At 72.2% G+C, this 23,549-nt stretch carries 20 protein-coding genes; 7 read left to right on the top strand and 13 right to left on the bottom strand.

The window, feature by feature from the left end; all coding sequences use genetic code 11:
- Nucleotides 1–45 precede the first annotated feature (45 nt).
- Nucleotides 46–918, top strand: a complete 873-nt coding sequence (locus LOC65_RS05875; RefSeq protein ID WP_164962593.1) for a S1C family serine protease — start codon at nucleotides 46–48, stop codon at nucleotides 916–918.
- On the opposite strand, the gene LOC65_RS05870 is transcribed toward LOC65_RS05875, so the two are convergent.
- From LOC65_RS05870 to LOC65_RS05850, 5 genes are all read right to left on the bottom strand, one after another.
- On the bottom strand, nucleotides 919–1,926 hold the full coding sequence (locus LOC65_RS05870; protein ID WP_230246900.1) for an NAD-dependent epimerase: 1,008 nt from the start codon (nucleotides 1,924–1,926) through the stop codon (nucleotides 919–921).
- Nucleotides 1,927–2,000: 74 nt separating this feature from the next.
- Nucleotides 2,001–2,765 carry a phosphonate ABC transporter, permease protein PhnE gene (gene phnE / locus LOC65_RS05865; protein WP_230246899.1) on the bottom strand — a complete coding sequence of 255 codons (765 nt, stop codon included), beginning with the start codon at nucleotides 2,763–2,765 and terminating at the stop codon, nucleotides 2,001–2,003.
- The gene (locus LOC65_RS05860; protein ID WP_230246898.1) at nucleotides 2,762–3,583 is read right to left on the bottom strand and encodes an ABC transporter permease; all 822 of its coding nucleotides are present in this window, start codon (nucleotides 3,581–3,583) and stop codon (nucleotides 2,762–2,764) included. Before LOC65_RS05860 ends, phnE begins: the two co-directional genes overlap by 4 nt.
- Nucleotides 3,577–4,392: a phosphonate ABC transporter ATP-binding protein gene (locus tag LOC65_RS05855; RefSeq protein WP_230246897.1), complete on the bottom strand. Its 816-nt coding sequence runs from the start codon at nucleotides 4,390–4,392 to the stop codon at nucleotides 3,577–3,579. The genes LOC65_RS05860 and LOC65_RS05855 overlap by 7 nt, the downstream gene beginning before the upstream one ends.
- A gap of 11 nt (nucleotides 4,393–4,403) precedes the next feature.
- Nucleotides 4,404–5,264, bottom strand: coding sequence for a putative selenate ABC transporter substrate-binding protein (locus LOC65_RS05850; RefSeq protein ID WP_009857334.1), 861 nt, complete (start codon nucleotides 5,262–5,264; stop codon nucleotides 4,404–4,406).
- Between the two features lie 118 nt (nucleotides 5,265–5,382).
- On the opposite strand from LOC65_RS05850, the gene selD reads away from it, so the two are divergent.
- Both selD and LOC65_RS05840 read left to right on the top strand, forming a co-directional pair.
- The gene (gene selD / locus LOC65_RS05845) at nucleotides 5,383–6,450 is read left to right on the top strand and encodes a selenide, water dikinase SelD (RefSeq protein ID WP_230246896.1); all 1,068 of its coding nucleotides are present in this window, start codon (nucleotides 5,383–5,385) and stop codon (nucleotides 6,448–6,450) included.
- Nucleotides 6,451–6,626: 176 nt separating this feature from the next.
- Entirely contained in the window at nucleotides 6,627–7,430 is an 804-nt protein-coding gene (locus tag LOC65_RS05840; RefSeq protein WP_009857332.1) for an alpha/beta fold hydrolase, read from the top strand.
- Nucleotides 7,431–7,517: 87 nt separating this feature from the next.
- Here the strand turns inward: LOC65_RS05840 and LOC65_RS05835 are convergent, their stop codons facing one another.
- The 7 genes from LOC65_RS05835 to LOC65_RS05805 all read right to left on the bottom strand — a co-directional run bounded on the left by LOC65_RS05835 (nucleotide 7,518) and on the right by LOC65_RS05805 (nucleotide 16,507).
- Nucleotides 7,518–9,287 (bottom strand): alpha/beta hydrolase, encoded by a 1,770-nt coding sequence (locus tag LOC65_RS05835; RefSeq protein ID WP_230246895.1) that lies wholly within the window; start codon nucleotides 9,285–9,287, stop codon nucleotides 7,518–7,520.
- Between the two features lie 16 nt (nucleotides 9,288–9,303).
- A complete protein-coding gene (locus tag LOC65_RS05830; RefSeq protein WP_230246894.1) occupies nucleotides 9,304–10,485 on the bottom strand; it encodes an acetate/propionate family kinase in 1,182 nt (393 codons plus the stop codon).
- Nucleotides 10,482–11,888 (bottom strand): bifunctional enoyl-CoA hydratase/phosphate acetyltransferase, encoded by a 1,407-nt coding sequence (locus tag LOC65_RS05825; RefSeq protein ID WP_230246893.1) that lies wholly within the window; start codon nucleotides 11,886–11,888, stop codon nucleotides 10,482–10,484. Before LOC65_RS05825 ends, LOC65_RS05830 begins: the two co-directional genes overlap by 4 nt.
- Nucleotides 11,889–12,154: 266 nt before the next feature.
- The gene (locus LOC65_RS05820) at nucleotides 12,155–13,918 is read right to left on the bottom strand and encodes a methyl-accepting chemotaxis protein (RefSeq protein ID WP_230246892.1); all 1,764 of its coding nucleotides are present in this window, start codon (nucleotides 13,916–13,918) and stop codon (nucleotides 12,155–12,157) included.
- Between the two features lie 176 nt (nucleotides 13,919–14,094).
- Nucleotides 14,095–14,547 carry an SCP2 domain-containing protein gene (locus tag LOC65_RS05815; RefSeq protein WP_009857327.1) on the bottom strand — a complete coding sequence of 151 codons (453 nt, stop codon included), beginning with the start codon at nucleotides 14,545–14,547 and terminating at the stop codon, nucleotides 14,095–14,097.
- A complete protein-coding gene (locus tag LOC65_RS05810; protein WP_029718573.1) occupies nucleotides 14,544–15,473 on the bottom strand; it encodes a U32 family peptidase in 930 nt (309 codons plus the stop codon). Before LOC65_RS05810 ends, LOC65_RS05815 begins: the two co-directional genes overlap by 4 nt.
- Before the next feature lie 14 nt (nucleotides 15,474–15,487).
- The gene (locus tag LOC65_RS05805; RefSeq protein WP_009857325.1) at nucleotides 15,488–16,507 is read right to left on the bottom strand and encodes a peptidase U32 family protein; all 1,020 of its coding nucleotides are present in this window, start codon (nucleotides 16,505–16,507) and stop codon (nucleotides 15,488–15,490) included.
- Nucleotides 16,508–16,784: 277 nt separating this feature from the next.
- On the opposite strand from LOC65_RS05805, the gene LOC65_RS05800 reads away from it, so the two are divergent.
- The 3 genes from LOC65_RS05800 (at nucleotide 16,785) to LOC65_RS05790 (ending at nucleotide 19,868) form a co-directional block, all read left to right on the top strand.
- The gene (locus LOC65_RS05800) at nucleotides 16,785–18,812 is read left to right on the top strand and encodes a ribonucleoside triphosphate reductase (protein ID WP_230246891.1); all 2,028 of its coding nucleotides are present in this window, start codon (nucleotides 16,785–16,787) and stop codon (nucleotides 18,810–18,812) included.
- A 158-nt stretch (nucleotides 18,813–18,970) separates the two neighbouring features.
- Nucleotides 18,971–19,189: an anaerobic ribonucleoside-triphosphate reductase gene (nrdD, locus tag LOC65_RS05795; protein ID WP_009857323.1), complete on the top strand. Its 219-nt coding sequence runs from the start codon at nucleotides 18,971–18,973 to the stop codon at nucleotides 19,187–19,189.
- Nucleotides 19,176–19,868: an anaerobic ribonucleoside-triphosphate reductase activating protein gene (locus LOC65_RS05790; RefSeq protein ID WP_230246890.1), complete on the top strand. Its 693-nt coding sequence runs from the start codon at nucleotides 19,176–19,178 to the stop codon at nucleotides 19,866–19,868. The genes nrdD and LOC65_RS05790 overlap by 14 nt, the downstream gene beginning before the upstream one ends.
- Here the strand turns inward: LOC65_RS05790 and LOC65_RS05785 are convergent, their stop codons facing one another.
- A complete protein-coding gene (locus tag LOC65_RS05785) occupies nucleotides 19,869–21,164 on the bottom strand; it encodes an iron-containing alcohol dehydrogenase (RefSeq protein ID WP_230246889.1) in 1,296 nt (431 codons plus the stop codon). It lies immediately after the preceding gene.
- Nucleotides 21,165–21,237: 73 nt separating this feature from the next.
- Here LOC65_RS05785 and LOC65_RS05780 point away from each other — a divergent pair, with 73 nt between their 5' ends.
- Nucleotides 21,238–23,454, top strand: coding sequence for a dehydrogenase (locus tag LOC65_RS05780; protein ID WP_230246888.1), 2,217 nt, complete (start codon nucleotides 21,238–21,240; stop codon nucleotides 23,452–23,454).
- The last annotated feature ends 95 nt before the right edge of the window (nucleotides 23,455–23,549 follow it).

Genomic DNA, 23,549 nt, shown 5'->3' with positions numbered 1-23,549 from the left:
CGGGGGGCCGGACGCACCACCTGCGGGTGCTATGCTGGCCCTACCGTGCGCGCCCCGTTCCCGACGCTGATCCCCGCCCCCACCTCCCCGATCGATGCCCGTCGCGGCGCCGGCCACGGCACCGGTCCCCGGCGCCGCGCCTGGCTGGCGGCTTCGCTGCTGTCGCTGACCTTGCCGGCCTGGGCCGGCCTGCCCGACGTCATCGCCGCGGCCAAGCCCGGGGTCGTCGCCGTCGGCACCTTCAACCCGCTGGACAACCCGCGCTTCTCGTTCCGCGGCAGCGGCTTCGCCGTGCTCGACGGCAGCTACGTCATCACCAACCAGCACGTGCTGCCGCCGGCCAACGAGGTCGAGCAGCTGTCGCGGCTGTCGGTGCTGGTGGCGCGCAACGGCAAGGTGTCGGAAGCCCGCTCGGCGCGCCTGGCCGGCTCCGACCGCTCGCACGACCTGGTGCTGCTGAAGATCGAGGGCCCGTCGCTGCCGCCGCTGCCGCTGGCCGACGCCGACGCCGCGCGCGAAGGCATGTCGATCGCGCTGATGGGCTTCCCGATCGCCGGCGCGCTGGGCTATTCGCCGGTCACGCACCGCGGCATCGTCTCGGCGGTGACCTCGATCGCGCTGCCGGCGGCGAACTCGCGCCAGCTCGACCCGCGGGCGCTGCAGAAGCTGCGCGAGGGCAGCTTCGACATCTTCCAGCTCGACGCCACCGCCTACCCCGGCAACAGCGGCGGCCCGGTGCTGGACGCCGAGACCGGCGAGGTCGTCGCCGTCGTCAACATGGTGCTGGTGCGCGGCACGCGCGAGAACGCGATCCAGTACCCCTCGGGCATCAGCTACGCGATCCCCGTGCGCCACGTGCACGAGCTGCTGCAGCAGGCCGCTCCGCCGGAGCCGACGGCCACGGCGCTGCCGCGCTGATCAGACGCGGTAGTAGCCGCGGTACCAGTCGACGAAGCGGCCGATGCCGGTGCGCAGGTCGGTGGCCGGCGCGAAACCGGTCCAGGCACTCAGCGCGTCAACGTCGGCGTAGGTCGCCGGCACGTCGCCGTCCTGCATCGGCAGCAGGTTCTTCTGTGCCTCGCGGCCGAGCGCGGCCTCGACGTGGCCGATGAACTCCATCAGCTCCACCGGCGCGTGGTTGCCGATGTTGAAGACGCGGTAGGGCACGTTGCTGGTGCCGGCGTCGGGCGCCTCGGGACGGTAGGCCGGGTCGGGCTCGGCCGTGCGGTCGAGCACGCGGATCACGCCTTCGACGATGTCGTCCACGTAGGTGAAGTCGCGCTTCATGCGGCCGTGGTTGAAGACGTCGATCGCACGCCCTTCCAGGATCGCCTTGGTGAACAGGAACAGCGCCATGTCCGGCCGGCCCCAGGGGCCGTAGACGGTGAAGAAGCGCAGCCCCGTCGTTGGCAGGCCGTAGAGATGGCTGTAGGTGTGGGCCATCAGCTCGTTGGCCTTCTTCGTCGCCGCGTACAGGCTGACCGGGTGGTCGACGCTGTCGTGCTCGGAGAACGGCATCTTCGTGTTGCCGCCGTAGACGCTGGAGCTGGAGGCGTAGACGAGGTGCTGCACCTGCGCGTGGCGACAGCCCTCGAGGATGTTGATGAAGCCGACGAGATTGCTGTCGACGTAGGCGTGCGGGTTCTGCAGCGAGTAGCGCACGCCGGCCTGCGCGGCGAGGTGGATGACGCGGTCGAAACGTTCGGCGGCGAACAGCGCCTCCATGCCGGCACGGTCGGCGACGTCGAGCTTGACGAAGCGGAAGCCCGGGTGCGGCTCGAGCCGCGCCAGGCGGTCGAGCTTGAGCCGGACGTCGTAGTAGTCGTTGAGGTTGTCGAGACCGACCACCTCGTCGCCGCGCGCGAGCAGCCGCAGCGCCGTCGTCATGCCGATGAAACCGGCGGCACCGGTGAGCAGGATCTTCATGTCGGCGACGATTCTGGCACGCGCCCTGCGCGGCCCGGCCCCCGTGCTCGCGGGCGGCCGGCGTGCCATTGTGCTCAGCGCATCAGCATCCGGCGCACGAAGACGCTGGCCGCGTCGACCGCCAGCACCAGCACGATCATCGCCAGCAGCACCGTCGCCGTGCGGCCCATCTGGAACAGGCCGAGGTGGAAGGCCAGCATCTGCCCCAGCCCGCCGGCGCCGACGACGCCCAGCACCGCGGCGGCGCGGATGTTGTTCTCCCAGCGGTACAGCGTGTAGCTGACGAGCTGCGGCAGCACCTGCGGCAGCGTCGCCCAGGCGGCGACGCGCCAGCCTTCGACACCCTGCGCGCGCAGCGCCTCGGCCGGGCCGGGCGGCGCGTTCTCGATCGCCTCGCCGAACAGCCGGCCGAGCACGCCGGTGGTGTGCAGCGCCAGCGCCAGCGTGCCGGTCATCGGCCCCAGGCCGGCGGCGACCAGCAGCAGCGCCGCCCAGACGAGTTCCGGCACCGCCCGCAGCGCGTTCATCAGCCAGCGCGCCAGCCACCGGCCGCGGCGCGGCAGCGCCAGCAGCAGCCCGCCGACGGCCGCCAGCGCCGTGCCCAGCAGCGACATCGCCAGCGTCTCGCCGGCGCCGCGCACGACCTTGGCGACGAACACCGGGTCGTGTGCCGGCGGGAAGAACTCGGCGACGAAACGTGCCATCGAGCCCAGCGCCTCGGCCGAGAAGAAGGCACGCCACTGCAGGTCCAGCGAAACGAAGCTGGCGACGACCAGCGCCGCCAGCGCGCCCAGCAGCGCGCGCACGCGCCAGTCGGCGACAGGCCGCGGCACGCTCATCCCAGCACCTTGCGGATCGTCGCGCTGGCGCGGTCGGCCAGCGCCACCAGCGCGACGAAGACGATCAGCATCGTCGCCACCTCGGCGCCGGCGAACATCTTCAGGGAGCCGTCCAGCTCCTGACCCAGGCCGCCAGCGCCGACGAAACCGAGCACCACCGACGAGCGGATCGCGCATTCCCAGCGGTAGACGGTGTACGAGGCCAGCTCGTGCGCGTTCTGCGGCAGCAGCGCCCAGAAGAAGGCCTGCAGCCGGCCGGCGCCCTGGCGCAGCAGCGCCTGCGCCGGCGCGGCCTCGCCGCTGTCCAGGATCTCGGCGTAGACCTTGCCGAGCATGCCGCCGTAGGTCAGCGCGATCGCCAGCACGCCCGAGGTCGGCCCCAGGCCGACGACACGCACGAAGACCAGCGCCCAGACGAGTTCGGGCACGCTGCGCAGCACGACGAGCAGCGCGCGCACCGCCTGACGCACGACCAGCGGCACAGCGGCCATCGGCCCGGCCAGCGCCGACAGCGACAGCACACGCGCCGTCAGCAGCGCGCCCGGCACCGCGATCAGCAGCGCCAGCGTGATGCCGGCGGTGGCGATCGCCACGGTGCGCCAGGTCGCTTTCGCGACCAGCGCCAGGAACTCGGGCGCGAGCGCCGGCGGGAAGAAGGCGGCGAGAAAACGCCCGCTGACGGCCAGCGTCTCGGGCTCGAACAACCGCAGCGGCCGGAACTCGGTGGCCACGACCAGAGGCCACAGCAGCACCAGCACGGCGCCGGTCCAGAAGATCCGCCCGGCCCAGGCCGGGTCGCGGCGCGCCGGGTTCAGCATCGGCCGGCGACCAGCGCGCGTTCGGCCGGCAGATCCTCGATCACCGGCGCGAGGTCCTCGCGCGCCGCGTACAAGGCCTGCAGCCGCGCCGGCGTCACCTCGGCGGCCGGCAGGTCGAAAGCCAGGCGGCCGTCGCGCAGGCCGATCACGCGCGGGAACGCGGCCAGCGCCGCGTCGACCTGGTGCAGCGACGCGACCAGCGTCACGCCACGCGCCGCGGCCTCGTCGCGCAAGGCGGCCAGCGCCTGGGCGGCACGCGCCGGGTCCAGCGCCGACAGCGGCTCGTCGACCAGCCACAGCGACGCCGGCGACAGCAGCGCACGCGCCAGGCCGACACGCTGGCGCTCGCCGCCGGACAGGCGGTCGACACGCTCGAAGAGCTTGTCGGCGAGGTCGAAACGCGCCAGCGCCGCTTCGGCCGCGCCGATGTCCTGCGCGTGCACCAGCGCCGCCAGGCTCTGCCAGAAGCCCATCGCCGGCAGCCGGCCGGCCGTCACCGCGGTGACGACACGCTGGCGCGGCGGCAGCGGCGGCGTCTGCGGGGCCAGGAACAGCCGGCCGCGCAGCCGCTGCAGCGCCGCGCGCGGCAGCGTCCAAGGGTCGGTGCCGTCGAGCACGACCTGCCCGGCCGAGGGCCGCAGCGCCGCGGCGATGAGCTGCAGCAGCGTCGTCTTGCCGGCGCCCGACGGGCCGATGACGGCCACCGCCTCGCCAGGCGCGATGTCCAGCGTCAGGCCGTCGATGGCCGCCGGCACGTCGGCACGCGCCGCCGGGTGGCGGCCGACGGCGGCGGCCAGCGCGATGCGCATCGCGGCCGCGCTCAGATCAGGCCGGCGGCGCGTGCCGCGGCTTCGATGCCCTTGTAGTTGTCCGGGCTGGTCGGCACGAAACGCGTCGCGCGCTGCAGTTCCAGCACCTCGCGGCCTTCGGCGGTGTCGCGCGACAGCGCCAGGAAGGCGGCCTTGAGCTTCTCGCGCAGCGGCGCCGGCATCTGGGCGTGCACGGTCCAGTTGTAGTCGTAGTACGCGGGCGTCGTGTAGAAGACACGCACCCGCTGCGTGTCGACCTTGCCCTCGGCGACGAGCTTGTCCCAGACCGAGATGTTCAGCGCCCCGGCGGCCACCTTGCCGGCGGCGACCGCGGCCACCGTGGCGTCGTGCGCGCCGCTGTAGGCGACACGGCGGAAGTCGCGGTCGGGTTCCAGCCCGGCGGCCATCAGGAAGCTGCGCGGCATCAAGTGGCCCGAGGTCGAGCTCTGCGAGCCGAAGCTGAAGTCGCGGCCCTTGATGTCGGCCAGCGAGCGCACCGCCGGGTCGGCGGTGACGAAGACCGAGCGGAACTTCTGGTCCTCCTCGCGCTGCACCAGCGGGATCACCTGGCCGCCGGAGCGGATGTTGGCCTGCACGAAGGTGAAGCCGCCGAACCAGGCGAGGTCGATCTTGCGCGTGACCAGGGTCTCGACGGCCGCGGCGTAGTCGGTCACCGGCGTGTACTCGACCTTCATCGCGAGCTTGGACTCGAGGTACTTGACCAGCGGCGCGGCCTTGCGCGCCAGTTCGGTCGGCGACTCGTCGGGGATCGCGGTGACGCGCAGCACCTGCTGCGCCTGGGCGCCGACGGCGGTGAAGGCGGCGGCGACGACAGCGGCGCGCAGCGCGCGCGACATCAGGCGGTGGAACATCGGTTCTCCCTGGGTCGATTGGGGGCGCGATTATGGAATTTCGGCCCGGCCCGCGCAGGCGCTCGGTTTCCCGGGCGGGACTATGCTCGCGGCCGATCCATCTTTGCGAAAGCCGCCGATGACCACCGCCCCCGCCCCTGCAGAGCCCCGTCTGACCTCGCTGTCGCACGGCGGCGGCTGCGGCTGCAAGATCGCCCCGGGCGTGCTGACCGAGATCCTGCGCGGCGCGTCGGCGATGCCGGTGCCGCCCGAGTTGCTGGTCGGCATCGAGACCAGCGACGACGCCGCGGTCTACCAGCTCAACGACGAGCAGGCGCTGGTCGCGACGACCGACTTCTTCATGCCGATCGTCGACGACCCCTTCGACTTCGGCCGCATCGCCGCGACCAACGCGCTGTCCGACGTCTACGCGATGGGTGGCAAGCCGATCCTGGCGCTGGCGCTGGTCGGCATGCCGATCGCGGTGCTGTCCACCGAGACCATCGGGCGGGTGCTCGAAGGCGGCGCCTCGGTCTGCCGGGCCGCCGGCATCCCGATCGCCGGCGGCCATTCGATCGACTCGGTCGAGGCGATCTATGGCCTCGTGGCGCTGGGCCTGGTGCACCCGCAGCGGGTGCGCCGCAACGCCGGCGCGAAGCCCGGCGACCTGCTGGTGCTGGGCAAGCCGCTGGGTGTCGGCGTGATGTCGGCGGCGCTGAAGAAGGGTGCGCTCGGCGCCGAGGGCTACGACCGCATGATCGCGACGACGACGAAACTCAACACGCCGGGGCCCGACCTCGCGGCGCTGGACGCGGTGCACGCGCTGACCGACGTCACCGGCTTCGCGCTCGCCGGCCACGCGCTGGAGATGGCACGCGGCTCGGGCCACGACGTCGAGCTCGACTGGGCCTCGGTGCCGCTGCTGCCGGGCGTGCGTGCGCTCGCCGGCCAGGGTTTCGTCACCGGCGCGTCGGGGCGCAACTGGGCCAGCTACGGCGCCGAGGTCGAGCTGCCCGAGGGCTTCGCCGCCGAGGACCGCGCGCTGCTGACCGACCCGCAGACCAGCGGCGGCCTGCTCACCGCCTGCGCGCCCGAGGCGCTGGACGCGGTGCTGGCGGTCTTCCGCGAACACGGTTTCGGCGACGCCGCGGTCGTCGGCCGTGTCGTGCCGGCAGCCGGCGAAGCGCCGCGTCTGCGCGTTCGCTGAGGGCAAAAAAAACGGGGCCGCGAGGGCCCCGTAACTCGATCTTCCTGACCACCCGACGTCCGGAACCGTCAGGCAGCGGAATCATTCTGGGCCGGGTGCGCCGTCGATGCCAAAAGCCGGCGCCAAGGCCCCGGACGCGAAAGGTCCAAGCCGGCCCACGGCGTTAAGGTCGCGCGATGCGTGAGGGAACCTCGTTCAGCGAGCTGCCGTTCGACGGCCGCCGCGTGCGCATCGAGTGGCGCGAGATCGGCCGCGACGCGCCGCCGGGCACGCCGTGCATGGTCTTCCTGCACGAGGGCCTGGGTTCGGCGGCGGCCTGGCGCGACTTCCCCGACCGGCTCTGCGCCGCGCTCGGCTGGCGCGGGCTGGTCTATTCGCGCCCCGGCTACGGCCGCTCGACGCCGCGCGCGGCCGACGAACACTGGGACGCGAGTTATCTGCACCGCCAGGCGCAGGACCTGCTGCCGGCGCTGCTCGCCGAGCGCGGCCTCGACCCGGCGCGCGAGCCGCTCTGGCTCTTCGGCCACAGCGACGGCGCGACGATCGCGCTGCTGCACGCCGCGGCCTTCCCCGGCGTCGCCGCCGGTGCGGTGATCGTCGCGCCGCACCTGTGGGTCGAAGACCTCACGCTCGCCGGCCTGCGCGCCGCCCGCCGGGCCTACGTCGAAGGCGACCTGCGCGCCCGGCTGGCACGCTGGCACGACGACCCCGACTCGGCCTTCTGGGGCTGGAACGGCGTCTGGCTGGACGAACGTTTCCACGGCTGGTCCATCGTCGACGAGGTCGCCGCGATCCGCTGCCCGCTGCTCGCGGTGCAGGGCGAACGCGACGACTACGGCACGCTGGAGCAGATCCGCAGCGTGGCGCGGCAGGTGCCGGGCACGGTGCTGCTGGAACTGGAGGACTGCGGCCACGTGCCGCACCGCGAGCGGCCGCGCGAGCTGATCGCCGCCGTGGCGCGCTTCGTCAAACCGGATTGAGACCGGATCGAGGCCAGCCCTCGCGCGTGAAATCGCGCTCAGGCCTTCGTCCGGCACGGGACGCCTTCCGGCGTCCCATGTCCGGACTCAGTCACGCCAGCACTGGTGCACGTAAGTGCCCGGCGCGGCGCAGACGACGTCGGCCTTGGCCGGCGTGCGCGCCTTGGCGGTCTCGCCGCTGCCCTGGGCCAGCAGCCAGTCGTGCCAGGCGGTCCACCACGAACCTTCGTGGCGCGGCGCCTGCTCGGCCCAGGCTTGCGGGTCGACCCAGGCGCCGTCGACCTCGCGTGTGGCCATGCGGTAGCGCCGGTTGGCGTGGCCGGGCTCGCTGACGATGCCGGCGTTGTGGCCGCCGCTGGTCAGCACGAAGGTGATCGTGGTGTCGGCCAGGCGGTGGATCTTGTAGACCGACTTCCACGGCGAGACGTGGTCCTTCTCGGTGCCGACGACGAACATCGGCGCCGCAATGTCCGACAGCGACACCGCCCGGCCTTCGACCGGGAAACGCCCTTCGGCGATCTCGTTGCGCAGGTAGCAGCGGCGCAGGTACTCGCTGTGCATCGCCGCCGGCATGCGCGTCAGGTCGGCGTTCCAGGCCATCAGGTCGTTCGGGCTGTCGGGCTCGCCGAGCCAGAACTCGCGCAGCCGCCGCGACCAGACCTGGTCGCGTGAATGCAGGTAGGCGAAGGAGCCCGCCATCTGCGCGCCGGTGAGGAAGCCGCGCTCGGCCATCATGTCCTCGAGCAGCGTGACCTGCGACTCGTCGATCAGCACGCCCATCTCGCCGGGCTCGGTGAAATCGGTCTCGGCCGCCAGCAGCGAGACGCTGGCCAGCTCCGGCAGCAGCTCGGCGCGCGCGATGCGCCCCGGCCGCGCCAGCGCCGCGGCGGCCAGCGACAGCAGCGTGCCGCCCAGGCAGTAGCCGCAGGCGTGCACACGCCGGCCGGGGATCATGCGGGCGATCTGCGCCAGCGGGTCGAAGATGCCGAGTTCCAGGTAGTCCTGCATCGCCAGCAGCGCGTCCGACTCGTCGGGGTTGCGCCAGCTGAGGATGAACACCGTGTGGCCCTGCTCGACCAGCCACTTGACGAACGAGTTGTGCGGCGACAGGTCGAGGATGTAGTACTTCATGATCCACGACGGCACGATGAACACCGGCTCGGCCTGCACCGAGGCGGTCAGCGGCAGGTACTGGATCAGCTCGACGAGGTGGTTGCGCCAGACCACCTGGCCCGGCGTCACGGCGACGTCGACACCGGGCTCGTAACGCCGCTCGGGCGTGCGCAGCGGCTCCAGGCCGTGCTGGCGGCGCCACTCGTCGAGCGCGTGCAGCGTGCCGTCGACGAGGTTGGCGCCGCCGCGTTCGGCGGTGCGCTGCAGCACCTCGGGGTTGGCCAGGCCGGCATTCGACGGCGCCAGCATGTCCAGCCACTGGCGGGCGAAGAAACGCACGACCTCGCGGTGGTGCGGGTCGACGCCGCGCAGGTCGGTCGCGTCCTGCCACCAGCGTTCGGTGGCGTGCCAGCCGTGCACCACCGGCGCCCACGGCCAGTGCTTCCACGCCGGGGCGGCAAAACGGGCGTCGCCGTTGCCGGGTTCGGCGTGGCCCAGCATCTCGCCCCAGGCCTGCAGCCAGGACTGCTGGGCGCGGGCGACCAGCGCCAGCGCGGTGGCCGGCTGCGTCGCCAGGTGCAGCGCCCAGTCCTGCCAGGCCAGCGCCAGCGAGATCGGCGACAGCCCCGAGAAGGCCGGCGCGACGGCGGCGTGGAAATGGCTGTCGAGGCGGCGTGCGGCGGCCAGCGCCGGGTCCAGCGCCGGATCGGCGAGCACGGCGGCGGCGACGTTCGGGTTGTGCATGCGGACTCCTTGAAACTCAGCCGCCGTCCAGGTGGCGGAACGCGGCATCGGCGGCGACCCGGCCTTCGTCGGTCGGCACGACCCAGACCTCGACGGCGCTGCCGGCGGCGTGCAGCGGCACCGGCCGGTCGGGCGGCGCCGCGCGGTTGGCGGCGGCGTCGAGCACCAGGCCGGTGAAACCCAGCCCTGCGGCGACGTCTTCGCGCAGCTGCGCGTCGTGTTCGCCGATGCCGCCGGTGAAGGCCAGGACGTCCAGCCCGCCGAGCACGGCGACGATGGCGCCGGCTTCGCGCAGCAGGCGGTGGGTGAACAGCGCGATCGCCTCGGCCGCCGCCGGCTCGGCGCTGGCGCGCAGCGTGCGCATGTCGGCCGACAGCCCGGACACGCCGAGCAGCCCCGACTCCTTGTAGAGCAGGCGCTCGACCTGCTCCAGCGTCCAGCCGTCGCGCCACAGGTGGAGCAGCACGCCGGGGTCCAACGCGCCGCTGCGGGTGCCCATCATCAGCCCGTCCAGCGCCGACAGGCCCATCGACGAGGCGACCGAACGCCCGCCGACGGCGCCGCAGAGGCTGGCGCCGTTGCCCAGGTGGGCCATCAGCAGCCGGCCGCCGGCACGCGCCGAGACGCCGGCCAGCGTGCCGCTGACCGACTCGTAGGACAGGCCGTGAAAGCCGTAGCGCCGCAGGCCTCGCGACTCGAAGTCACGCGGCAGCGGCAGCCGGCGTTCGACCTCGGGCATCGTCGCGTGGAAGGCGGTGTCGAAACACGCCACCTGAGGCAGCGCCGGCAGCGCGCGGTGGATCGCCGCGACGCCGGCCAGGTTGTGCGGCTGGTGCAGCGGCGCCAGCGGCTCCAGCGTGTGCAGATAGGTCAGCAGTTCGGCGTCGAGCACGCAGGGCGCGACGCAGCGCTCGCCGCCGTGCACGACGCGGTGCGCCACCGCCGCGAGCCGCCGCCCGCGTGCCGCCAGCAAGGCCAGCAGCGCGTCCAGCGCGGCGGCAAAACTGTCCTGGCCCGGTGCCGGCATCAGCGCGCTGGCTGGGTCGTCGCCAAGATGCCAGCTCGGCGCGCCGCCGGGCTCCAGGCCCTCGAACAGCCCGGTCCACAAGGCCGGGCCCTGGCGCTCGTAGACGCCGAACTTCAGCGACGAGGACCCCGCGTTGAGCGCCAGCACCGCGTCGCGCGGTGCAGCGTTCATCGCGCCTTCCCGGCGGCGATGGCGCGGGCGACGACGCCGGCCAGCGCCGCCGAGGCCATGCGCGAGATCGCCGCGTCGGCGCGGCTGGTCAGCGCGATCGGCACGCGCGCGCCGAGCACGACGCCGCAGCTCGCCGCACCGGCCAGGTACTCGAGCTGCTTGGCGAGCATGTTGCCGGCCTCCAGATCGGGCACGACGAGGATGTCGGCATTGCCGGCCACCGGCGACTCGATGTGCTTGATGCGCGCGGCCTCGACCGAGATCGCGTTGTCGAAGGCCAGCGGCCCGTCGAGCAGCGCGCCGGTGATCTGGCCGCGATCGGCCATCTTGCACAGCGCCGCGGCGTCCAGCGTCGAGGCCAGCCGCGGCGTCACCGTCTCCACCGCCGACAGCAGCGCGACCCGCGGCTGGTGCACGCCCAGCGCGTGCGCCAGCTCGACGGCGTTGCGCACGATGTCGGCCTTGTCGGACAGCGTCGGCGCGATGTTGATCGCCGCGTCGGTGACGAGCAGCGGCTTCGGGTAGGCCGGCACCTCGAAGCGGTAGACGTGCGACATGCGCCGCCCGGTGCGCAGCGAGTTCTCGTCGAGCACGGCCTTGATCAGCTCGTCGGTGTGCAGGCTGCCCTTCATCAGCATCTGCGCCTCGCCACGCGCGGCCAGCGCCGCGGCGGCGACCGCGGCGGCGTGGCTGTGCGGCACGTCGACGATCTCGATGCCGTCCAGCGAGACCTGCAGCTGCTCGGCCAGCGTGCGGATGCGCAGCGCCGGGCCGACGAACACCGGCTCGATCAGCCCGTGCGCGCGCGCGTCGAGCGCGCCGTGCAGCGAGCCTTCGTCGCAAGGGTGCACGACGACGCAGCGCACCGGCGGGTGGCCGCTCAGCGTCTGCACCCAGGCTTCGAGCCGCGCCTCGGGGTCGAACAGGTGCATCGTCGGCATCGCGGCGCGCGGGCGCACGATCTTCTGCGTCGGCGCACGCACCAGCGCGCGGCCGGTGACGACCTGATCGCCGTGCTGGTTGAGCACGATGCAGTCGAGCGTGACGTTGCGCGTCGCGTCGTCCTTCTCGGCCACCGTGACGCCCACCGTCAGCGTGTCGCCGACGTGCACCGGGCGGTGGAAACGCAGGCTTTGCTCGAGATAGATCGTGCCCGGCCCGGGGAACTCGGTGCCGAGCAGGCTGGAGATCAGCGCGCCGGCCCACATGCCGTGGGCGATGACGCCCTTGAACCGCGTGCCCTCGGCGTACTCGGCGTCGACGTGCGCCGGGTTGACGTCGCCAGAGACGAGCGCGAAGGCGTTGATGTCGTCCATCGACAGCGTGCGCATCATCTGCGCGCGCTGGCCGGGGCGCAGCTCGTCGTAGGTGAGGTTCTCGATCAGGCCTTCCTGAGCACCCATGGATCCGTCCTCGGTGGTCGTCTCGGCGATGCGCCCCGCCGTTCGGACGGCGCGACGACGGCGCCGCGCGGTGGGCGCGCGGCGCGGCGACCGACCGGTCGAGACCCGGTGCGGCCACCAGACCGATTCTGGCCGGCGCGCGGCGCGCCGTGTGGGGCGTTCAGCCTAGCGCGGCACGACGGTGCACGCTGCCCGCCCGTTTGCTGCAGTGCACATGACCTGCATCAAGCGCGGCGTCGGCGTCGCGCGACAGCGCGGCCACAGGCTCAGAACGTGGTCCAGTCGTCGCCGGCCGAGGACGGCGCGGCGGCGGCAGGCGCGGCCACCGGGGCGGGCAGGGCCGGCCGGCGGGGCGCGGCCGGCAGCGGCGCCGGGCGCGCCGGGCGCGGCGGCGGCGACACGGCGAGCGTCGGGCGGGCCGCCGCCGCCGCGGGCGCGACGGCCGCCGGCTCCGCTTCACCGGCGCCGAGGCGGAAGACGCTGACCAGCGTGGTCAGCCGCGCGGCCTGCTGGCGCAGGCTCTCGGCGGCCGCGGCGCTCTCTTCGACGAGCGCGGCGTTCTGCTGCGTCGCCTGGTCCAGACCGCCGACGGCGGTGCTGACCTGGGCGATGCCGGCGGTCTGCTCGGTGGTGGCATGGCCGATCTCGCCGATCAGGTCGGCCACACGCTGCACCTGGGCAACGATCTCGTCCATCGTGCGGCCGGCGTCGCCGACCAGGCGCGTGCCGGCCTCGACCTTGTCGACCGAGCTGCCGATCAGCGTCTTGATCTCGCGTGCCGCTTCGGCGGCACGGTGGGCCAGCGAACGCACCTCGCCGGCGACGACCGCGAAACCGCGGCCCTGCTCGCCGGCGCGGGCCGCCTCGACGGCGGCGTTCAGCGCCAGGATGTTGGTCTGGAAGGCGATGCCGTCGATGACGCTGGTGATGTCGGCGATGCGGCGCGAGCTGTCGCTGATCTCCTGCATCGTCGCGACCACCGCGCCGACGACCTGACCGCCCTGGCGGGCCACGGTGCTGGCCGAGCCGGCGAGTTGCGTCGCCTGCTGCGCGGTCTCGGCGTTGTGGCGCACCGAGGCGCTCATCTCGTCCATCGAGGCCGCCGTCTGTGCCAGGTTGGAAGCCTGGGTCTCGGTGCGCTGCGACAGGTCGGCGTTGCCGGTGGCGATCTGCGCCGAACCGGTGGCGATCGAGTCGGAGGCCGAACGCACCTGGGCGACGATGCGCGCCAAGCTTTGCTGCATCGCGCCCAGCGAGGCGAGCACGCTGCCGGCCGGCGCAAGTTCGGCACCCGGCACCGGGCCGAGATCGCCGTCGGCCACGCGCGAAGCCGCCGCACCGAGTTCACCCGGCTCGGCACCCAGCGCCCGCGTGATGCCGCCGGTCACGAGGTGGGCCAGCACGCCGGCCAGCAGCATGGCCGCCAGCCCGACACCGATCAGCAGCCAGCGCTGGGCGGCGAAGGCCGCGTCGGCCTGCGCGACATGTTCGGCGGCCAGTTCGTTGCCGTGCTCGACATAGGCGTCCGCAGCCCCGATCAGTCGTGCCAGCAAGGGCCGGCAGCGCTCGTCGATGCGGCGGATCGCCGCCTCGCTCTGGCCCGAGGCGGCGAGATCGACGATCGCCCGAGCCACCGGGCCGTACTCGGCCTCGATGCGTTCGATCGCGTTGAAGAGTTCGCGCTCGCGATCGCCCACGTCGTCGGCAGCGGCGAGCGCCTGCTTCAGGCGCGCCAGGTTCTGCTGCACACGTTCGTCGGCCTGGCCGACGGCAGACTTCAGGGCGGCACGATCGGCATCGGAGTCGACGATGACCAGATCGCGCGCACCGATCGCGCGCGCATTGGCGGCGTCGAGCATCCGGTTGGCCAATTGCAGGCGCTGCGCGTCCTCGTTGACGTAGCCGGCGAAGACCCGATAGCTCTTCCACTGCGCGTGCAGCGCGAAGCCGCTGACCACGAGCACGATCGAGGCGAGCAGCCCGAAGCTGGCGAGCAGCCGGGTGCGGACGGTGAAGGCGGTGATGTTCATGCCGGTGTTCTTCGTGGATCGAACGGGGCCCCAGGCGGCGGGAGCCCCGGGTTCGATCATCGGGAAGAACGGCGGCGGCAGTCGTTGCAAAAGACCGGGTTATGGGTCCTGAAACGCGCCAAAACGGTCAAATTACCCGAAGCTGCAAAATTGACAAGAAACGGCGTTGCGCCGGATCAGAAGCGGAACAGCGGCCCCAGCGCGTCGAGCGTGTTCTTCAGCACCAGGCCCATCTCGGTGTCGCCTTCCATCACGAGGGCGCGCTCGAAGAACAGGCGGTCGGCGTCGTCCTCGCCGCGCAGCAGGCGCAGGTAGTCGGGCAACGCGGCGGCGATGCGCAGCGCGACCGGCTGGCTCTGCGGCGCCAGCACGAAGCCGCGTTCGGCGAGCTGCAGCTTCATCGCCAGGCCGAGGTCGGTGACCGCGACCTCGACGCTGCGCCCCGACAGCGCCGCCTTGGCGTCGGCCGGCAGGCGCGGCAGCAGCAGCTTGTTCATCGCCAGCGCCAGCACCAGGCTGGGCGGCTGCATCGGCAGGCGCTGCACGATGGGCTTGACCTTGGCGGCCGCCAGCGCGTGCAGCTCGGCCAGCGAACGCGGCGCGACGAAGGCTTGGGACTTGGTGCTCATGCGGCTTTCCATTCCATGCCGGCGCGACCTTGCGCGTACCCGTTGGCCAGACCGCCCGGCAGTGCGATGGCCTCGAGCTCACGGCGCGCGGCCGCGGCCGGCGCCCCCTGGTTCATCACCTGCTCGAAGCAGGCGACGACGGTGCTGAAGTGCTGCGAGCACGGCGACAGGCGCAGGCGGCGCACGCCGTGGGCGACGATCTGCTCACGCTGCTCGATCAGGCAGTGCTGCGCCGCACCCTGGGTCTGGATGCCGTTGAGAACCAGGAAGGGCTTGCCGTCGCTGGTCGACAGCAGCAGGCCGTCGGGATAGTCCTGGCAGCGGAACTCGCACTGGTCCTTGCTCAGCCGGTGGTGGCGCGCGGTGAAGCAGCGCGCCGAGAACGCCAGCGGCGTGCGGCCGAAGGCGAAGGCCTCGGTCTCGACCGGCGTCTGGCCGGCCTTCACCGGGTCGGCGGCCGGGTTCACGCGGCCCATCGCGTCCAGCGGCAGCTCGGTCGGCGCCGTCCAGCGCACGGCGCCGAAACGTGCGTGCTCCTCGAGCGCGGCACGGCTGTAGACGTTGACGTGCGGGCCGATCGCGAACGGCACGCCGGCGGGCTCCAGCACCGCCAGCGCCGAGGCGTCACCGGCCTCGACGAGGTAGTCGCGCTGCTCGGCGATGCGGCGCACGACACGCAGGTCGGACTCGGACTCGATCAGGCCCTGCGTCGCCAGCACGACCTCCTTGCCGGCGGCGCGCAGGTCGGCGGCCAGGTCCAGCCAGTCGTCGAGCTTGAACTCGTAGCGGCGCGAGCAGACGACCTCGCCGAGCACGACGGCGTCGGCGGCCGATTCGGCGACACCGGCGTAGAAATCCATCAGCGCCTGGCGCGTCCAGTAGGTCAGCACCGGGCCGACGGTCAGCTTAATGCGTTCGGAACTCATCGTCTCGTCCGGTCTCAGCGCCACGGGCGGTCCAGCGCGCCGAGCGTGTGCTGCTGGCCTTCGGCGAGGTGGCCCAGCGTGGCGGTCCAGGCCGGCTGCACGCTGAAGCGGTCGGGCGAGGCCTTGGCCGCGTCGATCGCCTGGCGCCAGACCTTGGTCACCTGCTCGGTGTAGGCGGGGCTGCGCTGACGGCCTTCGATCTTCAGCGCCTTGACGCCCATCTTCATCAGCTCGGGCAGGATGGCCAGCGTGTTCAGGCTGGTCGGCTCCTCGATCGCGTAGTCGCGCTTGCCTTCGACGACGAAGCGGCCCTTGCAGATCGTCGGATAGCCGCGAGGCTCGTCGGGCGCGTAGTGGTCGATCAGCATGCCGCCCAGGCGCGACTCGACGCCGGTGGGCGTGTCGGTCCAGCGCACGGCGGAAGGCGGCGAGCAGACGCCGACGTTGTTCGGCGACTGGCCGGTGGCGTACGACGACAGCGTGCAGCGGCCTTCGACCATCACGCACAGGCTGCCGAAGGCGAAGCACTCGATCTCGACCGTCGTGTTGCGCAGCACGTGCTGCACCTGCTGCAGCGTCAGCACACGCGGCAGCACCGCACGCTGGATGTTGTAGTGGCGCTGGTAGAAGTTGATCGCCTCGTAGCTCGTCGCCGAGGCCTGCACCGACAGGTGCAGACGCAGCTCGGGGTGCGTGCGCGTGGCGTAGGCCATCACCGCGGTGTCGGCGCAGATCAGCGCGTCGGCGCCGAAGTCGACGGCGGTGTCGACCGCGCGGTACCAGGGCGTCACGTCCGCCGACTGGGCGAAGGTGTTCAGCGCCATCAGGACCTTGCGGCCGCGCTTGTGCGCGTAGGCGATGCCCTCGCGCACCTGGGCGTCGTCGAAGTTCAGGCCGGCGAAGTTCCGGGCGTTGGTGGCGTTCTTCAGGCCCAGGTAGACCGTGTCGGCGCCGGCGTCGACGGCCAACTGGAGGGCCCGCAGAGAGCCCGCGGGGCAGACCAGTTCGGGCGCCGCGAAGGGGGGCTGTTGCATGGCGGGCGGAGTCTAGGCGCGGGTGCGGCCAGCGGCTTGCGGGACGTCAAGACAGCTGCGAACCGGGCCTCCACCGACCGGTCGACGCGACCTGCGCACCACACCGCCGTCAGGGTCTCCGGAGGCCCGAGGCGCCGCCAAGCGCGCCACCGCCGCCGGCGCAAGCCCCTCGCGCGACGAGCTTGCACTGCGTCAAGACCGCCCGAGTTCCGCACCAGTAGACGCTATCTATTGGGTATCGTTCGCCGCCTACACACCATAGATAGTGTCAACGCGCATGACAGACGCCGCCCTGCCCCCCTCTGCCGACACCCAGGCCGCCCCGCTGGCGGTCATCAAGCGTGAAGGCCGCACCGTCGCCTTCGACCCCGCCAAGATCGCCGACGCGCTGGCGCGTGCCGGCGCCGCCACCGGCGAATACGACGCCGCGCGCGCCGCCGAGCTGACGCAGCAGGTCACCGAACGCCTGCGCCGCCGTGTTACTGGCGTCGAGCAGATCCAGGACGAGGTCGAGCGTGTGCTGCAGGAGGCCGGCCACTTCGACACCGCGCGCGCCTACATCGTCTACCGCGAGCAGCGCCGCGCGCTGCGCCAGGACCGCAGCGTCGCCGTCGACGTCGAGCGTTCGGTCAACGAGTACCTGGCGCGCCAGGACTGGCGCGTCAACGCCAACGCCAACCAGGGTTACTCGCTGGGCGGGCTGATCCTCAACGTCTCGGGCAAGGTCGTCGCCAACTACTGGCTGAACCACGTCTACCCGCCGGAAGTGGGCATCGCCCACCGCGAGGCCGACCTGCACATCCACGACCTGGACATGCTGTCGGGCTACTGCGCCGGCTGGTCGCTGCGCACGCTGCTGCACGAAGGCCTGAACGGCGTGCCGGGCAAGGTCGAGGCCGGCCCGCCCAAGCACCTGTCCAGCGCCGTCGGCCAGATCGTCAACTTCCTCGGCACGCTGCAGAACGAATGGGCCGGCGCCCAAGCCTTCAGCTCCTTCGACACCTATCTCGCGCCCTTCATCCGCAAGGACGGGCTGACGTACGACCAGGTGCGCCAGAGCCTGCAGGAGCTGATCTACAACCTGAACGTGCCGTCGCGCTGGGGCACGCAGACGCCGTTCACCAACCTGACCTTCGACTGGACCTGCCCCGAGGACCTGCGCGAGCAGGTGCCGGTGATCGGCGGCCGGGAGATGCCGTTCGCCTACGGCGATCTGCAGGCCGAGATGGACATGATCAACCGCGCCTACATCGACGTGATGATGGAAGGCGACGCCAAGGGCCGCTCGTTCACCTTCCCGATCCCGACCTACAACATCACCAGCGACTTCGACTGGGAGCACCCGAACACGCTGCCGCTGTTCGAGATGACGGCGAAGTACGGCCTGCCGTACTTCCAGAACTTCCTGAACTCGGACCTGCAGCCGAACATGGTGCGCTCGATGTGCTGCCGGCTGCAGCTGGACCTGCGCGAGCTTCTGAAGCGCGGCAACGGCCTGTTCGGCTCGGCCGAGCAGACCGGCTCGCTGGGTGTGGTGACGATCAACTGCGCCCGCCTGGGCTATCTGCACGCCGGCGACGAAGCCGGCCTGCTGGCGCGCACCGACCGCCTGATCGCCATCGCGCGCACCAGCCTGGAGATCAAGCGCAAGGTCATCCAGGGCCACATCGACAGCGGCCTGTTCCCGTACACCAAGCGCTACCTCGGCACGCTGCGCAACCACTTCTCGACGATCGGCGTGAACGGGATCAACGAGATGATCCGCAACTTCACGGCCGACCGCCACGACATCACCTCGCCCGAGGGCCACGCGATGGCGGTGCGCTACCTGGACCACATCCGCGCGCGCATCGTCGAGCTGCAGGAGGAGACCGGCCACCTCTACAACCTGGAGGCGACGCCGGCCGAAGGCACGACCTACCGCTTCGCGAAGGAAGACCGCAAGCGCCTGCCCGGCATCCTGCAGGCCGGCACGGCCGAGCGCCCGTACTACACGAACTCCTCGCAGCTGCCGGTCGGCTTCACGACCGACCCCTTCGAGGCGCTGGAGCGCCAGGAGGAGCTGCAGCGCAAATACACCGGCGGCACCGTGCTGCATCTGTATCTGGGCGAACGTGTGTCGTCGGCGCGCGCCTGCCGCGACCTGGTGCGGCGTTCGCTCGAACGCTACCGGCTGCCCTACATCACGGTGACGCCGACCTTCTCGATCTGCCCGAAACACGGCTACCTCGCCGGCGAGCACGCGTTCTGCCCGAAGTGCGACGAAGAAGCCCTGGCACGCAAGGCGCGCGCCGCGACGGCGTGAGGCAGACGACACGACGGACGGGGTCAGACGGACGGGGTCAGGTCTTGCGAGACCTGACCCCAGCCCCCCCTGCCCCGCAGTCCCACCGGAAGACGGGGTCAGGTCCCGCAGGACCTGACCCCAGCTCCCCCCCAGCTCCCCCCGAAGGAAACAGACCCATGAGCCACAGCCAGACCCCCCTCGTTCACCCGCAGCTCGAAGAACACGAACGCACGCGCTGCGAAGTCTGGACGCGCGTGATGGGCTATCACCGTCCGATGGCCTCGTTCAACATCGGCAAGCAGGGCGAGTTCCTCGACCGCCGCTACTTCGACGAGCCGGGCCGCCCGTCCGCCACGGCCGACGTCACGGCCAGCGTCGAGTGTGGCTGCGCCTGAAGCCCTCGCCATCGGCGGCTTCCAGCCGCTGAGCACGACCGACTGGCCCGACCGCCTCGCGGCGGTCGTCTTCGTCCAGGGCTGCCCCTGGCGCTGCGTCTACTGCCACAACCCGGCGCTGCAGCGGCGCGACGGCGCCGCGGGCCCGGCCTGGGACGAAGTCGTCGCGACGCTGGCGCGCCGCCGCGGGCTGCTCGACGGCGTCGTCTTCAGCGGCGGCGAGCCGACACTGGACCCGGCGCTGCCCGAGGCCGTGGCCACCGCGCGCGGCCTGGGTTTCGCCGTTGGCCTGCACAGCGCCGGCATCTATCCGCAGAAGCTCGCCGCGCTGCTGCCGCAGCTGGACTGGGTCGGCCTGGACCTGAAGACCGACCTCGCCGGCCACGACACGCTGACCGGCCGCCCGTGCAGCGGCGCGCCGGTGCACGAGGCGCTGGGCGCCGTCGTCGCCAGCGGCGTCGACCACGAGGTGCGCACCACCTACCACCCGTCGCTGCAGAGCGACGAGACGCTGGCGAAGATGGCAGTGACGCTGAAGACCGCCGGCGCGAAGCGCTGGGTGCTGCAGCAGTGGCACCCGCGCGACGGCACGCCAGGGTTCGAGCAGCCCTGGCACTGGCCCGAGCCGGCGGTGCTGGCCTGGTTGCGCGAACTCGGCCCCGAGCTCGCGCTGCGCTGATCAGGCCGGCGCTGCGGCCTTCTTGCGCGCGGCGGCCTTCTTCGCCGCCGGCTTGGCGGCTGTCTTGGCCGCCGTGCGCTTGCGCGCCGGCGCCTTGGCCGGCAGCAGCGAACGCAGGATCGCTTCACAGTCACCCGGCGTCATCACACGCGGCACCGGGTAGTTGGCGTCGGCCTCGCGGCAGGCGGCCTGGGCGAGCTTGGGGATGTCGGCGGCCCGCAGCGCGTCGACCGTCGCCGGGATGCCGATGCGCCGGTTCAGCTCGGCCACCGCGTCGATGAACTTGTGCGCCAGCGTCGTGTCGCCGTCGTCGGGCGCACCGACCCCGGCGCGCCGCGCCAGCACCGCCAGCCGCGGCTCGCAGTTCGGCGCCGAGAAACGCAGCACCGCCGGCAGCACGATGGCGTTGGCCAGCCCGTGCGGCACGTGGTACAGGCCGCCCAACTGGTGCGCGATCGCGTGCACGTTGCCGACGTTGGCACGGGTGAAGGCCAGCCCGGCGTAGGTCGAGGCCAGCGCCATGCGTTCGCGCGCGACGAGGTCACCACCGTCGGTGACGGCGCGCTCCAGCTGCTCGAAGACCATGCCGACCGCGGCCAGCGCCCAGCGGTCGGTGGTGTCGGTGCACCAGTCACCGATGTAGGCCTCGACGGCGTGCGTCAGCGCGTCCATGCCGGTGGCGGCGGTGATCGCCGGCGGCAGGCCGACCATCAGTTCCGGGTCCAGCGCTGCCATGCGCGGCACCAGCCGCGTGTCGGCGACGACCAGCTTGCGCGCGGCCTTCGGGTCGGAGATCACCGCGGCGACGGTGACCTCGCTGCCGGTGCCGGCGGTCGTCGGCACCGCGTACAGCGGCAGCGGCCCGTGCAGGCCCTTGAAGTAGCCGACCAGCGCCTTGGGCGGCTTGCCGTTGGCCACCGCCAGGCCGATGACCTTGGCCGCGTCCATCACCGAGCCGCCGCCGAAGGCGACGATGGCGTCGCAGCCCTCGTCGCGCAGCAGCGTGATGCCGGCTTCGACCAGCGGGATCGGCGCGTCGGGCTCGACGCGGTCGAAGACCACGACCTCGGTGCCCGCCGCGGCCAGCGCGGCGCGCAAGGGTTCGGCCAGACCGAGCTTCATCACCGTCGCGTCGGTGACCAGCATGACCTTCCGATGGGTGAAATCCCCGATCGCCTGGCCGAGCTTGGCGCTGGCACCCGGCCCTACGATCAACAGGGGCTGCGGTATCGGCAGCCGCTTCGTCACCAGGCCCGCCGCCTGCTTCAGCTTGGGCAGCCCGACGGTGCGGGCCATGTCCCCGATCAAGTTGGCCATCTCGTCAACCCTCCACCATGCCCTTCCGGGTCCACTCTGGCGCGAACAACGTATGAAGAGCGTGATCGGCATCAGCCTCGGCGCAGCAGCGCAAGACTTCGAGCTGCGCACCACGCTGCTCGGCCAACCGTTGCGCGTGCGGCGCATCGGCACCGACGGCGACGAGACCGTCGCCGCGCGCCGGCTGGCCTACTGGGACCGCCGCGCCGCCGCGATCGGCATCGGCGCCGGGCCAGACCCGCGCAGCGTCGGCGCCACGGTCGGCGGCGCCGAGCTCGCCGCCACGCTCAAGCACGCGCCGTGCACCACCGGCGCCCACCTCGCCGAAATCTATCTCGAATGGGCGCTGCGCCACGTGCAGGCCGATCTCGGGCGCTATTTCGACAACGCGCTGGTGCTGTTCTTCTCCGGCGTCGCCAACCGCAAGCTGGCCTCGGCGATGGCCGAGTTCACGCCCAACCTGTTCTTCGCCGACCCGCTGCTGCAGCTGGGCGTGCCCAAGCTGCTGACCTCGCTGGACGCGCTGTCGCTGTACGCCACCGGCTCGCACTACGTCGCCGGCTGGACGCCCAGGCGCCTGCCGAGCACGGCGCTGCTGGAGCGCTGGTCGGATCACGTGCTGCGCGAGGCGATGAAGAAGGCCACCGTCGTCGTCGCGCCGGTGCACGAGCTCGACCGTTTCGGCACCGAGGAGCTGGCCGGCAAGACCATCGTCACCGCGACCGTCAACGACGCGCGGCTGGAAGCCTTCCGCGAGAAGGGCGTGGCGATGATCGTCGACGCCTCGCCGGTGGTGCAGGGCCAGGTGCTCGGCCACGAGCTGCTCGACGCGATGATCCTGGCGGCCACCGGCAAGGCGCCGGGCACGCTGTACGACGACGACTACCTCGAGCTGATCCAGATGCTCGACGCGCGTCCGCGCGTGCTCTACCCCAACGGCTTCCAGCGCAAGAACCGCTTCGCCTTCGTCATCCACCCGCTGTCGCAGGAGTACTTCAAGAAGGTCAAGCCGATCGAGATGCTGTCCAAGGTCTCGCCGCCGCTCTTGATGGACTCGCTGGAGAAGGCGATGGCCTATGCGCCGCCCTTCGTCTACTCGAAGGTCGAGGGCATCAAGTCGCCGACCGGCGCCGAGGCCGAGGGCTGGCTGATCTCGGTGGGCGGCACGCCGCGCGAGATCATGAGCCACCCGCCGGAGTTCACCTACCGCCGACTGCTGGCCGCCGCCGAGATGGCGCGCAAGCTCGGCGCCCAGATCATGGGCCTGGGCGCGTTCACCAAGGTCGTCGGCGATGCCGGCGCGACGGTGGCGCGGCGCGCGACGCTGCCGATCACCACCGGCAACAGCTACAGCGCCTCGGGCGCGCTGTGGGCGGCGCACGACGCGCTACTGCGGCTGCGGCTCATCGAGCCGCCCCAGGGCGACGAGCGCGTGAAGTTCAAGGCCATGGTCGTCGGCGCCACCGGCGCCATCGGCTCGGCCTGCGCGCGGCTCCTGGTGCGCGCCGCCGAGGAGGTGACGCTGGTCTCGCCCGAGACCGCCAAGCTGCTGGCACTGCAGGAGTCCATCCTGCGCCAGACGCCCGACGCCAAGATCGTGCTCAGCGCCAAGGCCGACACGCACATCGCGGACATGGACATGATCGTCACCGCGACCTCGGGCGCCGGCAAGAAGGTGCTGGACATCATGAAGGTCAAGCCCGGCTGCGTGATCACCGACGTCGCGCGGCCGCTGGACCTGTCGCCCGAGGACGTGGCCAAACGCCCCGACGTGCTGGTCATCGAGTCCGGCGAGATCCAGCTGCCCGGCCACGTGAAGATGAAGAACATCGGCCTGCCGCCCGGCGTCGCCTACGCCTGCCTGGCCGAGACCATCGTGCTGGCGCTGGAAGGCCGTTTCGAGAACTTCACCGTCGGCCGCGCGATCGAGTGGGAGAAGGTGCGCGAGATCTACAAGCTGGGCCTGAAACACGGCATGAAGCTGGCCGCGATCTCCGGCGTCAACGGCGTCATCACCGACCGCGACATCGCGCGTGTGCGCCGGCTGGCACTGGCGGCGCGCAAGCGCGAAGCCCAGGCGGACGCCCCGGCCGCCAAGCCCAGGCGCCGCGCCCGGGCCGCCGAGGCACCGCCGCCCGCGCCCGCGCCGGCGCCCAAGGGCAGCGCCAAGCCGCGCCGCGCGACGCCCGCCGCGGCCGCGCCGCAGCCGGCGGTCGAGGGCCTGGGACGGCGCTCGCGCACGCGGGTCCGCACCGAGCCGGTCGGCTGACACGCCGCGGGCCGGCAGGCCCGGGGCCGGCACGCTGACCGGCAGCGCGGCGCGGCCGGCACCGTCGCCGCCCGGCGGCGTCTTCCTACAGGCGC

This window comes from Rubrivivax sp. JA1055, assembly GCF_020966565.1.
In the GTDB taxonomy this organism is placed as follows: Bacteria; Pseudomonadota; Gammaproteobacteria; order Burkholderiales; family Burkholderiaceae_C; genus Rubrivivax; species Rubrivivax benzoatilyticus.
Note: the sequence above shows the minus strand (reverse complement) of the source record. Positions and strands in the feature narration are given on the sequence as shown.

What these genes read in the sequence shown, in the direction of transcription:
- LOC65_RS05870 (WP_230246900.1), bottom strand. Translation starts at nt 1,926, where the DNA reads ATGAAGATCCTGCTCACCGGTGCCGCCGGTTTCATCGGCATGACGACG.
- phnE (WP_230246899.1), bottom strand. Translation starts at nt 2,765, where the DNA reads ATGAGCGTGCCGCGGCCTGTCGCCGACTGGCGCGTGCGCGCGCTGCTG.
- LOC65_RS05860 (WP_230246898.1), bottom strand. Translation starts at nt 3,583, where the DNA reads ATGCTGAACCCGGCGCGCCGCGACCCGGCCTGGGCCGGGCGGATCTTC.
- LOC65_RS05855 (WP_230246897.1), bottom strand. Translation starts at nt 4,392, where the DNA reads ATGCGCATCGCGCTGGCCGCCGCCGTCGGCCGCCACCCGGCGGCGCGT.
- LOC65_RS05850 (WP_009857334.1), bottom strand. Translation starts at nt 5,264, where the DNA reads ATGTTCCACCGCCTGATGTCGCGCGCGCTGCGCGCCGCTGTCGTCGCC.
- selD (WP_230246896.1), top strand. Translation starts at nt 5,383, where the DNA reads ATGACCACCGCCCCCGCCCCTGCAGAGCCCCGTCTGACCTCGCTGTCG.
- LOC65_RS05840 (WP_009857332.1), top strand. Translation starts at nt 6,627, where the DNA reads ATGCGTGAGGGAACCTCGTTCAGCGAGCTGCCGTTCGACGGCCGCCGC.
- LOC65_RS05835 (WP_230246895.1), bottom strand. Translation starts at nt 9,287, where the DNA reads ATGCACAACCCGAACGTCGCCGCCGCCGTGCTCGCCGATCCGGCGCTG.
- LOC65_RS05830 (WP_230246894.1), bottom strand. Translation starts at nt 10,485, where the DNA reads ATGAACGCTGCACCGCGCGACGCGGTGCTGGCGCTCAACGCGGGGTCC.
- LOC65_RS05825 (WP_230246893.1), bottom strand. Translation starts at nt 11,888, where the DNA reads ATGGGTGCTCAGGAAGGCCTGATCGAGAACCTCACCTACGACGAGCTG.
- LOC65_RS05820 (WP_230246892.1), bottom strand. Translation starts at nt 13,918, where the DNA reads ATGAACATCACCGCCTTCACCGTCCGCACCCGGCTGCTCGCCAGCTTC.
- LOC65_RS05815 (WP_009857327.1), bottom strand. Translation starts at nt 14,547, where the DNA reads ATGAGCACCAAGTCCCAAGCCTTCGTCGCGCCGCGTTCGCTGGCCGAG.
- LOC65_RS05810 (WP_029718573.1), bottom strand. Translation starts at nt 15,473, where the DNA reads ATGAGTTCCGAACGCATTAAGCTGACCGTCGGCCCGGTGCTGACCTAC.
- LOC65_RS05805 (WP_009857325.1), bottom strand. Translation starts at nt 16,507, where the DNA reads ATGCAACAGCCCCCCTTCGCGGCGCCCGAACTGGTCTGCCCCGCGGGC.
- LOC65_RS05800 (WP_230246891.1), top strand. Translation starts at nt 16,785, where the DNA reads ATGACAGACGCCGCCCTGCCCCCCTCTGCCGACACCCAGGCCGCCCCG.
- nrdD (WP_009857323.1), top strand. Translation starts at nt 18,971, where the DNA reads ATGAGCCACAGCCAGACCCCCCTCGTTCACCCGCAGCTCGAAGAACAC.
- LOC65_RS05785 (WP_230246889.1), bottom strand. Translation starts at nt 21,164, where the DNA reads ATGGCCCGCACCGTCGGGCTGCCCAAGCTGAAGCAGGCGGCGGGCCTG.
- LOC65_RS05780 (WP_230246888.1), top strand. Translation starts at nt 21,238, where the DNA reads ATGAAGAGCGTGATCGGCATCAGCCTCGGCGCAGCAGCGCAAGACTTC.